This window comes from Micromonospora sp. DT233 (assembly GCF_049841815.1).
Taxonomy (GTDB): Bacteria; Actinomycetota; Actinomycetes; order Mycobacteriales; family Micromonosporaceae; genus Micromonospora.
Genome location: NZ_JBNCLB010000015.1, coordinates 1 through 12184 on the forward strand (window position 1 = coordinate 1; position 12184 = coordinate 12184).

Genomic DNA, 12184 nt, shown 5'->3' on the forward strand with positions numbered 1-12184 from the left:
CTGCAGCCAAGATCAGCCACTACGCCCGACAAGCCCTCACAGAACCGTGAAACGGATCTCCTGCTGGAGTACTAAGGCGGCGGTGGTGGCGCCCGAATCCCGTGAGGCCGCTCACGCCGGAGCGGAATCGGGCATCCGCGTCGTCGGGGCGCAGCGGCCGACGCAATTCCCCGACGATCACGACCCGCTGTTCCGGATGGTCGCCGCTGTGCCCGAAAAGGCAGGCGTCCCATTGATGCAAGTCAGCTCCGACTGTGTCGGAAGGAAAGCGAATGACGGACGTTTAAGCAGTTCACAGGGGGTTGGCAGGGCGGCGACCGGCCAGTAATGTCGGCGCGTCCGGTGCGGTAACCGATCGCAGGAGGCGACGCCGCGCCGACCCGCTCAATCGTCGACGAACGAACCGGGGACCCAGTGCACATGTGGGGTGAATCCGCGGGCCACGGCCCGCGGTAGGGCGATCTTCCCGCCCGAATCCGTCAGCTAACCCGGTAGGCGGTCTCGGAAGGAGTGCCATTCTCGTGCAGCACGACCCCATCCCTCGGTTGTTCCTCCAGCGCGGCCGCCCGGCGCCCGCGCCCGTCGCCCCCGGGCCGACGAGCTGACCGCCGCCCCCGCCCGCCTGCCCGGCTGAGCCGGGCGTCCACCCACAGCGGTCCCCACCGGCGGCGTGGCATCACGCCCGCGTCGCCGTGCGCCCCCGCACGCCCGGGTGCCCCCGCTGCCCGCCCCTCGTCCTTGGAGGAACACGTGAACGCCCATCTCAAGCAGAAGCTGCGGCGGTTCGCCATCGAGCGCCCGTACCAGGTCGTCGCCGGCTCGGCGGCGGCGCTGGTGCTGGCCTCCGGCACCGGCCTGCTGCTGACCGGCGGCGACGACGCCGCGCCGCGCACCACCCCGGCGGCCGAGGTCGGCGCGGTGAGCCCGACCCAGGCCGGCCCCGCCGCGAGCGCGTCGCCGAGCGCCACCGGGTCACCGAGCGCCACCCCGGACCCGGACCTGACCGGCACGGCCGACCCGAGCAGGAGCACGGCCGACAAGGCTACGGAGAGCAGGACCATGGCTGCCAGGGCCAAGACCGCCGCGAAGCCGGCCGCCGCGAGGACGCCGTCGGCGAAGAGCCTCGACTACGACTACGCGGCCCAGATCAACTACTACTACTGCGGCCCGGCGGCGGTACGCAACGCGCTCTCCGCCAGCGGCGTCGAGACCACCCAGGACGGCCTGGCCGCCGAGCTCGGTACCACCGAGATGGGCACCAACTCGGCCGAGGACACCACCCGGGTGCTCAACGAGATGGTCCCGGGCAACCCGTACCGGACCCGGGCGATCCCGGGCGGTGCCGCCGACTCGGCGCAGACCGAGCGGATGCGTACCGACGTGGTGGCGGCGATCGCCGACGGTCGCGGTGTCGTGGCGAACGTCGCCGGCGACGTGGTCGACCTCGACGGAGGCTGGCACTCGTTCCCCGGCGGCCACTACGTCGCCGTGGTCGGCTACCGCAACGACGGCCGCACCGTGCGCATCGCCGACTCGGCCGACGCGTCCCTGCCGTCGTACTGGATCAGCATCACCACGCTGGCCGACTGGACCGCCACCCGGGGCTACTCGGCCTGACCGGCGCGACCCGCACCCCCGCCCCCGCAGCTCAGGGGGTGGGGGTGAGTGGCGTGCGGGGGGCGGGCGCCAGCGGGGCGACCCCGGCGGCGTCCAGTTCCCGGCGGGCCGCCGCGAGGAACGCCTCGGCGTACCCGTGCTGCGGGAAGTCGCCCAGGTAGCGGGCGCGGGTGACCCAGCGGGCCGCCGCGCGGGGGTCGGCGTCGAGCAGGTCGCCCAGCACCTCGTCGAGGTTGCCCGCGTCGCGGCGCAGCACGTAGCCGGAGGCGGCCAGCGGGAACCGCTGCGCGAACCGGTCGCCCTCGCCGACCATGTCGGTGACCGCGTACGGCTTGCCCGAGTAGAGGTAGTCGGAGATCACCCCGGAGACGTCCGAGACCAGCGCGTCGGAGCGGTTGACGCACTCGACCAGGGAGAGGTCCCGCCCGGCCGCCGCGCCCCAGAGGTGCTGCCGCCCGGTGCGGGCCCGGTCGGCGGCCAGCAGCTCCGTGAGCCGGGCGAGCTGCCGCGCCGACGCCGGGTTCTGCCCGGTGTACGGGTGGGCGCGCAGGATCACCGTCGCGCCCCGGGCCAGCAGCCCTCGCACGATCGCCTCGCCCACCGGCAGCGAGCAGTAGTTGGCGTCGGCGTTGTGCCCCGTCCAGGTCGGGGTGTAGAGCACCGTCGGGTGCGCCAGGGCGGTGACCTGCTCCCGGCGTACCTCGATCGACTCGACCTGCGGGCGGCCGACCACCACGAACTTCTCCGCCGGGATCTCCACCCCGGCGCGGGCGTACCGCTCGATCGCCGCCGGACCGGCCACGAAGATCCGGTCGAAGATCGCCGAGACCGGGTTGGCGCTGGGCGCCTTGTCGCTGTCGCCGTGGTGGAGCTGCACGTGGGTGAGCTGGCCGAACCGGATGCAGTGGCTGTTCTTCGCCCCGTGGTTGACGTAGAACGCCACCTTCAGGCTCGGCACCAGCGCCTCGTCCATCGTCTTGGTGGTGGGGCAGTAGACCACCGGCGCGGTGGTGGCCGCCGCGATCGGGGCGAACAACTCCGGCTCCCGGACCATCACCACGAACGGCCGGCCGATCCGCTCCAGGTACGGCAGCCACATGGTGACCTGGTACTCCGAGCCGGGCGGGGCGGAGAAGTGCAGCAGGAACTCCGGCCGGTGCGCCCGCAGCGCGGCGGCCACCGCCCCGCCACCGGCCCCGGGGCGCAGCCGCCGCCGGGCCAGGTCGGCCGCCACCGCGCCGGCGCCCGCGCCGACGACCAGGGCCAGGGCCAGGGCGACGGCCGCCGGCGCCACCAGGGCGGCGAGCGCCGCCACGGCGGCCAGCAGCACCAGCAGGGCGTCGCCCAGCCGGGCGGCGACCAGCGGGGTCCACGACCGCACCGGCAGGTTGGCCGCCCGGATCTCCAGGTCGCCGGCCTGCCGCAGCGGCCCGACCAGCAGCACCAGCCCCAGCAGCACCAGCGCGGTCGCGGCCAGCGCCGGGTCGAAGCCGGCGTCGAGCCGCCGGGCGTACCCGATCAGGATGCCGGCCGCCAGCAGCACCGACTCGGCGGTGCTGTCGGCGGCCGGGCGGACCCGGCGCTCCCAGCCGGCGGCGGCCAGCGCCGCCACCGCGAGGGCCAGCCCCCAGCCGGTCGCGCCGGTCAACGCGAGGACGCAGAACGCCAGCACCGCCAGGCCGGTGGTCGCCACCCGGGCGGTCAGCTTCCTGACCAGGTCACCACGCATGTCGCTGTCCGCTTCTTCCGCCCGTCGCGGTGGTCGTGGCCGCTCAGCCGGCCGGGGCCGGGGCGACCGCCGGGGTGCCCTGGGCGGGCACGGCCGCGGCCGGCCCCTCGCCCGGCGCCCGCCGCACGTCGATGACCTGCCCGGTCAGCCCGGAGATCAGCACGTCCAGCGACGACTGGGCGACGGTCTCGGCGGCCAACAACGTGTGCTCCGGCTCCTCGCCGAACGCCTTGGTGCGCATCGGGGTGGCGGTGCGCTCCGGGTTGATGCAGTTGACCCGCACGCCGAGCTCGGCCCACTCGTCCGACAGCGCCTGGGTCAGGTTGACCAGCGCGGCCTTGGTGGCCGAGTAGAGCGCGTAGCGGGCCCGGCCCCGGGTGTACGAGCTGGACGTGTAGAGCAGCAGCTGACCCTTGGTCTGCCGCAGGTAGGGCAGGGACTGCCGGGCGATGGTGACCGGGCCGACGAAGTTGACGTGCAGGACCCGGTCCATGGTCTCCTGGTCCATCTCCGCCAGCTCGCCCTTCTCCAGGATGCCGGCGGTGACCACCACGTGGTCGATCCGGCCGGTGGCCTCGAAGGCGGTCTTCAGCGCGGCCTCGACGTCCTCGGCGCGCTCGACGTGGGTGCCGGTGGTGGAGCGGCTGAACGGGAAGACCTGCGCGCCGTGGCGGCGGGCCAGCTCGGTCAGCTCGTGGCCGATGCCGTAGCTGCCGCCGAAGACGACGATGGTCCGGCCGGTCAGCTCCTCGGCGTAGCCGTGGTCGCTGAGCCGGGGCGCCTGCGCGGCGGCGAGCTGGAAGAGCTTGTCGGCCAGGTGCACGTCGACCGGGTGGGTGACCTTGATGTTGTCGTCCGAGCCGGCGATCACCTTGATCGGGGTGCCGGGCAGGTAGCGCAGCACCACGCCGCAGTCGTCGGTGGCGGCGAAGTCCGGGTCGCCCTCGGCGATCCGGTACGCCTCGCGGATCGTGCCGGAGCGGAACGCCTGCGGGGTCTGCCCCCGGCGCAGGCTGGACCGCACCGGGATGTCGGTGATGCAGTCGTCGGCGTCGACCTGGATGATCGTGTCGGCCGAGGGGATCGCCACGTCGACCGCCGAGTACGTCCAGAGCGCGTTGACGCACTCCCGGACGATCCGGCCGCTGAGCAGCGGGCGCACCGCGTCGTGGAAGAGGATGTTGACGTCGCCCTCGCCCACGGCGTCCAGGGCGATGCGGGTGGTGGCGTTGCGGGTCTCACCACCGGCGATGACCTTGCTGACCTTGCGGAACCCGGCCTTGTCGACGATCTGCTGGGCGTCGTCGACGTGCCCGACGGCCATCAGCACGATGATCTCGTCGATCTCGGGGGCCGCCTCGAAGACCGCCAGGGTGTGCTCGATGATCGGCTTGCCGGCGATCTTCAGCAGCTGCTTCGGGATGCCCAGGCCAAGCCGGGTCCCGGTGCCACCGGCCAGCACCACCGCCACCGTCCGCGAGGGCCGCCACGGTGCCGGGGTCTCCGGTGCGGCGTCCGGGCCAGTGGTGTGGTCCTGCGTCATTGCCGATCCTCACTCTCGGGGAATGTCACAACATCGGGTGACGGCCGTGTGCGGCCGGGTGAACCATAACGCCCCCACCGCGCCGCCCCGCAGGGACGACGCGGCGGGGCAGGCACCGTGCGCACGCCCGAACCCTACTTGCCGTTGGAGAAGTCCTCGTACGCGCGCAGCACCTCGTCGGTCGGCCCGTCCATCCGCAGCTCGCCCGATTCCAGCCAGATCGTCCGCTCGCAGGTGTCCCGGACCGAGGAGAGCTGGTGGCTGACCAGGAAGACCGTGCCGGCGCCCTCCCGCAGCTCCCGGACCCGCTGCTCGCTGCGCTTGCGGAAGCCCTTGTCGCCGGTGGCGAGGGCCTCGTCGATCAGCAGCACGTCGTGCTTCTTGGCCGCGGCGATGGAGAACCGCAGCCGGGCCGCCATGCCCGAGGAGTACGTCTTCATCGGCAGCGAGGCGAAGTCGCCGCGCTGGTTGATGCCGGAGAACTCGATGACCTCCGGGGCCAGCCGCTGCACGTCGTCGGGGTGCATGCCCATGGCCAGGCAGCCCAGGGTGACGTTGCGTTCCCCGGAGAGGTCGTTGAGCAGGGCGGCGTTGACGCCCAGCAGGGACGGCTGGCCCTGGGTGTAGACCGCGCCCCGGTTGACCGGCAGCAGGCCGGCGATGGCCCGCAGCAGGGTGGACTTGCCGGAGCCGTTGCTGCCGATCAGCCCGATCGCCTCGCCCCGGTACGCGGTGAAGCTGACCCCCTTGACCGCGTGCACCTCGCGGATGTTCGGCGCGGAGGTGCGCGAGACGATCCGGCGCAGCGCCGCCACCGGGCTGCTGCCCCCGGTGCCACCCTTGTGCACCCGGTAGATCACGTGCGCGTCGTCGACCACCACGGTCGGGACACGGTCGACGATCCGGGGCAGCGTGACGGTGACGTCGTTGGACGCCTCGATGTAATCAACCACGGCCGTACTCCTGTTCGCCCCGCCAGAAGTAGATGAAACCACCCACGCCCACCAGCACCGCCCAGCCCACCGCGTACGACCACGCCTGCAGCATCGAGGTGTTGAGCAGCGGTGCGCCCTCCAGCAGCGCGTGCCGGGCCAGCTCGATGAAGACCAGCATCGGGTTGGCCTCGACCAGCTTGGTCGCCCAGGACGGCAGGTTCTCCTCGAACAGCGCCACGTTGTAGAGCACGCCGGAGCCGTACATCCAGGTGCGCAGGACGAACGGCATCACCTGCTTGACGTCGGCGACCTTCGAGCCGATGCGGGCCACCGCCATGGTGAGCCCGGCGTTGAAGACCGCCTGGAGCAGCACGATCGGGATCAGCAGCAGCCACTCGAGGGTGATCGGCTCGCCGGTGACCAGCACGATGCCGAGCAGCACCACCAGCGAGGCCAGCAACTGCTGGAACTGGGTGAGCATGACCGCCAGCGGCAGGCAGGCCCGGGGGAAGTGCAGCGCCCGGATCAGCCCGAGGTTGCCGGTGATCGACGTGGTGCCGTGCTGCGCCGCGGCCTGGGTGAAGCTGAAGATGAACAGCCCGGTGGTCAGGTACGCGATGAAGTTCGGGATGCTCTTCTGCTCCAGCACCAGGCCGAAGATCAGGTAGTAGACCGCCGCGTTGGTCAGCGGGGTCAGCACCTGCCAGAGCTGCCCGAGCCGGGCGTTGCTGAACGAGGCGACCAGCTTGGCGTTCGAGTACGCGGCGATGAAGTGCCGGTAGGTCCACAGGCGGCGGGTGTACTCCGCCAGGGACGGCCGCTCGCCGGCGACCCGCAGCCCGTACCGGGCGGCCAGTTGCGCCTGGGTCAGGCCGGCGTCTGGGTCGGCCAGCGCGGTGTTGGCCATGGGATGGGCGCTCCGATCTTTCGAACCAACGGGATGCGCGCGACGATCGATTCGAGGGTGGCCGGTGCGGGGAGCGCCGCCTCGTCGCTGGGTGGAAGGTAGTCCATGAACACGTCGGGACGCAACCGTAGCGTCGTTGCGGTACATTGTCCCACGTGACCGCCGAAGAGAGCCTCCCGTGACCCCCGAGACGAGTCTGCCGTGACCACCCCCAAGAGGCGGGCGCCGGCCGGCGCGGCGGTCCTCCGCAGCGAGATCACCACGGCCATCCGACGCGCCCTCATGCAGGAGCTCGCCGCCGTCGGCTACGGCCGGCTCTCCATCGAGGCGGTCGCCCGGCGGGCCGGGGTGAGCAAGACCGCGATCTATCGGCGGTGGAGCTCGAAACTGCAACTGGTCGTGGAGATCGTCGTCGCCGCGGCCGGCGGCAAACTGCCACCGTTGGACACCGGCAGCCTACGCGGCGACCTCAGCCTGCTCTTCCAGGTGGGCGCGCACGCCCTGGGCCACCCGCTGGCCTCGCAGATCATCCCCGACCTGTTGGCCGAGGCGGCCCGCAACCCCGAGATCGAGGGGGCCCTGCAGGCGGTGCTGCGGGCCAAGCAGGAGGAGGTCGTCGGTTCGCTGGTCGCGCGGGCCGTCCGCCGGGGCGAGGTGTCCGCCGACGTCGATCCCGAGGCGGCCGTGGACCTCATCGTCGGGCCGCTCTACTGGCGGCTGGCCATCCACCGCTCGGTCCCGAGCGAGGCGTACCTCGACGCGCTGGTGGAGTCCGTGGCCGCCGGCCTGCGGGCGGCCCCGGCCGTGCCCCGGCAGCGCGACGCCGCCCTGCCGGCCGCCTCGGCCTGAGCCGTCCCACCGGCCGGCCCGGGGTGAGCCGCCTCAGCGGCCGGCGTCCAGGGGCAGCCGGGACACGATGTGCCGGGCGATCTCCAGCGAGCTGGTCGCGGCGGGGGAGGGCGCGTTGAGCACGTGCACCTGCCGGTGCGCCTCCACGATCAGGAAGTCGTCGACCAGGGCCCCGTCGGGCCGGATCGCCTGGGCCCGCACCCCGGCCCCGGCCCGGACGATGTCGGCCGGGGTCAGCTCCGGCACCAGCCGGGCCAGGCTCGCCGCGAAGCGCCGCTTCGACAACGACCGGGCCACCTCGGTCAGCCCGTACCGGTAGTGCCGGCGGCCCAGCGCCCACAGCCCCCGGTAGGACAGCTCGTCGACGACGTCGCGGGGGCTGATCCGCCCCCACGAGTAGCCCTCCCGCGCGGTGGCCAGCACGGCGTTCGGCCCGGCGTGCACGCTGCCGTCGATCATCTTCGTCAGGTGCACCCCGAGGAACGGGAAGCTCGGGTCCGGCACCGGGTAGATCAGCCCCCGCACCAGGTCGCGGCGCTGCGGGGTGAGCTCGTAGTATTCGCCCCGGAACGGGATGATCCGCACCGGGGTGGGCACCCCGGCCAGCCGGGAGATCCGGTCGGCGTGCAGCCCCGCGCAGTTGATCAGCACGTCCGCGACCACCTCGCCGCCGGTGCTGGTCACCACCACCCCATCGGGCCGGTCGGCCACCCCGGTCACCTCGGCGCGGGTGCGCAGGTCCGCCCCGGCGGCGGCCAGCAGCTCGGCCAGCTTGCGGCAGACCGCGCCGAAGTCGACGATCCCCGTCGAGGCGACGTGCAGGCCGGCCACCGCCGCCACGTGCGGCTCGTGCTCGGCGACCTCGGCCGCCCCGATCAGCCGCACCGGCAGGCCGTTGGCCGTCGCCCGCTCGTGCAGGGCACGCAGCCGGGGCAGCTCCGCCGCGTCGGTGGCGACGATCAACTTCCCACAGATGTCGTACGACAGCCCGTACGCCGCGCAGAACTCCACCATCGACGCGCTGCCGGCCTTGCACATCGTCGCCTTCAGGCTGCCCGGCTGGTAGTAGACCCCGGCGTGGATGACGCCCGAGTTGTGGCCGGTCTGGTGCGCCGCCCAGCCCGCCTCCTTCTCCAGCACCGTGACCGAGTCGCCGGGGCGGTCGGTCACCAGCCGGTGCGCCACCGCCAGCCCGACGATGCCGCCGCCCACCACCACGAATCTGGTCATCCCGATCCCCCTGCCCGCCTCGCGCCCGCCCCGGCGAGGACGACCGATGGTAACCACGCCCCGGCGCGCCCGATTCGTCGCCGCTGACCGGGGTTGGCCTACACTCACCGGGTCCGTCTTCGAGGGAGTCACATGTCAGACGACGTCATCGCGCTCGGCCAGCCCACTGTCGGCGAGGCGGAGCTCGCGGCGATCGCCGAGGTGTTCGCCTCGGGTTGGCTGGCGGGCGCGGGGCCCACCTGCCGGCGGTTCGAGGAGCGGTTCGCCGCCGCCACCGGCACCGCCGCGGCGCTGGCGACCAACAACTGCGGCTCGGCCCTGCACCTGGCGCTGCTCACCCTGGGCGCCGGCGCGGGCGACGAGGTCATCGTCGGCGACTACACCTTCCCGGCCACCGGGCACGCGGTGATGTGGGCGGGGGCGAAGCCGGTCTTCGCCGACGTGCGCCCCGACATCTGGACGGTCGACCCGGCCGCCGTCGAGGCCGCCATCACCCCCCGCACCGCCGGCATCATCGCCGTCGACGTCGCCGGGCAGCCGGCCGACTACGACGAGCTGCGGGCCATCGCCGACCGGCACGGGCTCTTCCTGATCGAGGACGCCGCCTGCGCGGCGGGCGCCACCTACAAGGGCCGGCCCGCCGGCAGCCTCGCCGACGTCGCCGCGTTCAGCTTCCACGGCCGCAAGGGCATCACCGCCGGCGAGGGCGGGGCGCTCGTCTCCGACCGGGAGGACCTGGTCGCCCACGCCCGCAAGCTGCACACGTACGGCATCGAGGGGGCGCTGACCCGGGCCGCCTCCACCGACCTGCCGATCCCGACCTTCGACGAGCTGGGCTACAACTACCGGCTCTCCGACGTCGCCGCCGCCATCATGCTCGCCCAGCTCGACCGGCTGCCCGACCTGATGGCCACCAAGCGGCGCATCGCCGCCCGCTACGGCGAGCTGCTCAAGGGCGTCGACCTGGTGACCGTGCCGGCCGAGCTGCCCGACCGCGAGCACCCCTGGCAGGCGTACATCCTCACCCTCGACCCCTCGGTGGACCGGGGCGCGGTGGCCGCTCGGCTGCGCCAGCGCGGCGTGCAGTGCAACTTCGGCACGTACGCCTCGCACGTGCAGCCGCTCTACGGCGCACCGGCGCACCCCTGCCCGGTGTCGGCCGACGTCTTCGCCCGCCACCTGGCGATCCCGATGCACGCCAACCTGACCGACGAGCAGGTCGACCGGGTCGCCGCGACCGTACGCGAGGTCGTCGCCTCGGTCGCCGCCGGTCGCTGACCAGCCTGAGAAGGGAAACTGACCCCATGACCAAGAAGGTCTTCATCACCGGCGGGGCGGGCTTCATCGGCCTGCACGTCATTCCGCTGCTGTTGGAGAAGGGCTACGAGGTCCGCATCTTCGACAACATGGCGCGCGGCGACCGGGCCCGGGTCAACGAGCTGGTCGCCACCGGCAAGGTCGACCTGGTCGAGCAGGACGTGCGCTACGGCGGCGCGGTGCACCAGGCGATGAAGGGGTGCAGCCACGTCATCCACTTCGCCACGGTGTCGATCAACAAGAGCCAGGCCGACCCGTACGAGTCGATCGACATCAACATGGTCGGCAACAACAACGTCTTCGCCGCCGCCGCCGACCACGGCGTGCAGCGGCTGGTCTTCGCCTCCTCCGCGTCGGTCTACGGCGACCCGGAGAAGCTGCCGATGCACGAGGACGACCGGCTGCACCCGCTCACCCCGTACTGCATCTCCAAGCGCGCGGGGGAGGACCTGCTCGGCTTCTACCAGCGCAGCAAGGGACTGTCCTGGATGGCCCTGCGGTTCTTCAACGTCTACGGCCCGGGTCAGAAGATCGAGGCGTACTACACCAGCGTCATCAACACCTTCATCCAGCGGCTGCGCGCCGGGCAGGCCCCGATCATCGACGGCAAGGGCGAGCAGTCGATGGACTTCATCCACGTCACCGACCTGGCCCGGGGCGTGGTCGCCGCGCTGGAGTCGGAGCGGGACAACATGCCGGTGAACATCGGCACCGGCGTGGACACCTCCATCGCCCAGCTCACCAAGATCCTGATTCAGGCGGTGGGCACCGACGTGGAGCCCATCTTCAACCCGCGCGACGTGCTGGTCAGCCGGCGGGCCGCGGACATCGGCCGGGCCCGCGAGGTGCTCGGCTGGGAGCCGCGGATCACCGTCGAGGAGGGCATGCACGAGCTGGTCCGCAACTCGGCAGGTTGAGACGCGTTCGCCACCGGATCGGCAACCGGGTGTCCGCCGGCGCGAGCGCTACGGTGCTGACGGGCTGACCATCGACGTCCCGTCCGGAGATTGACCCTGGGTGGCGACGAGGAGGCCCGGTGAGCTTTGCTCACCGGGCCTCCTCGTCGAGTCGATGGCCGACTCAGAGCACCAAGCCGCCGTCGACGCCGATGACCTGACCGGTCACGAAGGCGGCGTCGTCGCTGAGCAGGAAGCGGATCACCCGGGCCACGTCGTCCGGGCGGCCGAGCCGGCGCAGCGCGGTGTCGCCGATCCGCCGCTCGATCAGGTCGGCCGGCAGGTGCCGGATCATGTCGGTGTCGATGAGCCCGGGTGCGACGGCGTTGACGCGGATGCCGCGCGGCCCCAGTTCCTTCGCCGCGGAGCGGGCGACCGACGCCACGGCCGCCTTCGAGGCCGCGTACGCCGTCTGCCCAGCGCTGCCCCGCTCGCCCACGATGGAGGCGAGCAGGACGATCGCGCCGCTCCTCTTGCGCATCATCACCCGCGCGGCGGCCTGGACGGTGGAGATGGTCCCCGCGACGTTGGTGTCGAGCATCCGGCTGACCAGATCCGGCTTGATCATGCCGATCAGCGCGTCCTCCAGCACGCCGGCGTTTGCCACCAGCGCGTCGATCCGGCCGTGCTCGGAGGCGATCGTCTTGAACACCGCGCTCACCGCGTCGGGGTCGGTCACGTCGAGCGGGTGGCTCGCGGCGGCGCCGATCTCCTTGGCGACCTGCTGGGCCCGGTCGCCGTCACGCCCGGTGACGACGACCGAGGCGCCGGCGGCGACCAGCGCCTCGGCGGTGGTCCGGCCGATCCCGCGGGTGCCGCCGGTGACCACGGCCACCCGGTCGTGCAGGGGACCCCTCGGATCAGTCACGGACGCCCATCCCGGAGAGCATGTCCCGCGCGACCTTGAAGCTGCTCATGTCGATGACCTGCTCGGTGTCGAGCTGGACGTCGAACTCGTCCTCGATCGCACCGACGAGCGTCATGTGGCCCAACGAGTCCCACTGCTCGATCTCGCGGTATTTGAGGTTCTCCACGTCGGTGCCCTCGGGGAGCTCCAAGGCGTCGACGAACACGGCGCGGAGCCGGTGGGACAGCGACATG

General features: G+C 72.5%; 11 protein-coding genes and 1 riboswitch. Of the genes, 4 read left to right on the top strand and 7 right to left on the bottom strand.

Features of this window, described 5'->3' with window-relative positions; all coding sequences use genetic code 11:
* Positions 1-371 precede the first annotated feature (371 nt).
* A riboswitch (cyclic di-AMP (ydaO/yuaA leader) is annotated at positions 372-513 on the top strand.
* A gap of 237 nt (positions 514-750) precedes the next feature.
* Positions 751-1617 (top strand): C39 family peptidase, encoded by an 867-nt coding sequence (locus ACLQ2V_RS23945; protein ID WP_425720813.1) that lies wholly within the window; start codon positions 751-753, stop codon positions 1615-1617.
* 31 nt (positions 1618-1648) lie between these two features.
* Here ACLQ2V_RS23945 and ACLQ2V_RS23950 read toward each other — a convergent pair whose 3' ends face one another.
* The 4 genes from ACLQ2V_RS23950 to ACLQ2V_RS23965 all read right to left on the bottom strand — a co-directional run bounded on the left by ACLQ2V_RS23950 (position 1649) and on the right by ACLQ2V_RS23965 (position 6731).
* On the bottom strand, positions 1649-3346 hold the full coding sequence (locus ACLQ2V_RS23950; protein WP_425720814.1) for a CDP-glycerol glycerophosphotransferase family protein: 1698 nt from the start codon (positions 3344-3346) through the stop codon (positions 1649-1651).
* A gap of 43 nt (positions 3347-3389) precedes the next feature.
* Positions 3390-4889, bottom strand: coding sequence for an SDR family NAD(P)-dependent oxidoreductase (locus ACLQ2V_RS23955; RefSeq protein ID WP_425720815.1), 1500 nt, complete (start codon positions 4887-4889; stop codon positions 3390-3392).
* 134 nt (positions 4890-5023) lie between these two features.
* Positions 5024-5842 carry an ABC transporter ATP-binding protein gene (locus tag ACLQ2V_RS23960; RefSeq protein WP_425720816.1) on the bottom strand — a complete coding sequence of 273 codons (819 nt, stop codon included), beginning with the start codon at positions 5840-5842 and terminating at the stop codon, positions 5024-5026.
* Positions 5835-6731, bottom strand: coding sequence for an ABC transporter permease (locus ACLQ2V_RS23965; RefSeq protein WP_425720817.1), 897 nt, complete (start codon positions 6729-6731; stop codon positions 5835-5837). The genes ACLQ2V_RS23960 and ACLQ2V_RS23965 overlap by 8 nt, the downstream gene beginning before the upstream one ends.
* A 201-nt stretch (positions 6732-6932) precedes the next feature.
* On the opposite strand from ACLQ2V_RS23965, the gene ACLQ2V_RS23970 reads away from it, so the two are divergent.
* Positions 6933-7580 (top strand): TetR/AcrR family transcriptional regulator, encoded by a 648-nt coding sequence (locus tag ACLQ2V_RS23970; protein ID WP_425720818.1) that lies wholly within the window; start codon positions 6933-6935, stop codon positions 7578-7580.
* A gap of 33 nt (positions 7581-7613) precedes the next feature.
* Here the strand turns inward: ACLQ2V_RS23970 and lhgO are convergent, their stop codons facing one another.
* Positions 7614-8810: an L-2-hydroxyglutarate oxidase gene (lhgO, locus tag ACLQ2V_RS23975; protein ID WP_425720819.1), complete on the bottom strand. Its 1197-nt coding sequence runs from the start codon at positions 8808-8810 to the stop codon at positions 7614-7616.
* A 132-nt stretch (positions 8811-8942) separates the two neighbouring features.
* Here lhgO and ACLQ2V_RS23980 point away from each other — a divergent pair, with 132 nt between their 5' ends.
* Positions 8943-10088 carry a DegT/DnrJ/EryC1/StrS family aminotransferase gene (locus ACLQ2V_RS23980; protein WP_425720820.1) on the top strand — a complete coding sequence of 382 codons (1146 nt, stop codon included), beginning with the start codon at positions 8943-8945 and terminating at the stop codon, positions 10086-10088.
* 26 nt (positions 10089-10114) lie between these two features.
* On the top strand, positions 10115-11044 hold the full coding sequence (locus ACLQ2V_RS23985) for an NAD-dependent epimerase/dehydratase family protein (protein ID WP_425720821.1): 930 nt from the start codon (positions 10115-10117) through the stop codon (positions 11042-11044).
* Positions 11045-11207: 163 nt separating this feature from the next.
* On the opposite strand, the gene ACLQ2V_RS23990 is transcribed toward ACLQ2V_RS23985, so the two are convergent.
* On the bottom strand, positions 11208-11951 hold the full coding sequence (locus ACLQ2V_RS23990) for an SDR family NAD(P)-dependent oxidoreductase (protein ID WP_425720822.1): 744 nt from the start codon (positions 11949-11951) through the stop codon (positions 11208-11210).
* On the bottom strand, positions 11944-12183 hold the full coding sequence (locus tag ACLQ2V_RS23995) for an acyl carrier protein (RefSeq protein ID WP_425720823.1): 240 nt from the start codon (positions 12181-12183) through the stop codon (positions 11944-11946). The genes ACLQ2V_RS23990 and ACLQ2V_RS23995 overlap by 8 nt, the downstream gene beginning before the upstream one ends.
* Position 12184 lies beyond the last annotated feature (1 nt).

Excerpts from the sequence above, each read along its gene's own strand:
- ACLQ2V_RS23955 (WP_425720815.1), bottom strand. The coding sequence starts at position 4,889 with ATGACGCAGGACCACACCACTGGCCCGGACGCCGCACCGGAGACCCCG.
- lhgO (WP_425720819.1), bottom strand. The coding sequence starts at position 8,810 with ATGACCAGATTCGTGGTGGTGGGCGGCGGCATCGTCGGGCTGGCGGTG.
- ACLQ2V_RS23965 (WP_425720817.1), bottom strand. The coding sequence starts at position 6,731 with ATGGCCAACACCGCGCTGGCCGACCCAGACGCCGGCCTGACCCAGGCG.
- ACLQ2V_RS23950 (WP_425720814.1), bottom strand. The coding sequence starts at position 3,346 with ATGCGTGGTGACCTGGTCAGGAAGCTGACCGCCCGGGTGGCGACCACC.
- ACLQ2V_RS23985 (WP_425720821.1), top strand. The coding sequence starts at position 10,115 with ATGACCAAGAAGGTCTTCATCACCGGCGGGGCGGGCTTCATCGGCCTG.
- ACLQ2V_RS23995 (WP_425720823.1), bottom strand. The coding sequence starts at position 12,183 with ATGTCGCTGTCCCACCGGCTCCGCGCCGTGTTCGTCGACGCCTTGGAG.
- ACLQ2V_RS23980 (WP_425720820.1), top strand. The coding sequence starts at position 8,943 with ATGTCAGACGACGTCATCGCGCTCGGCCAGCCCACTGTCGGCGAGGCG.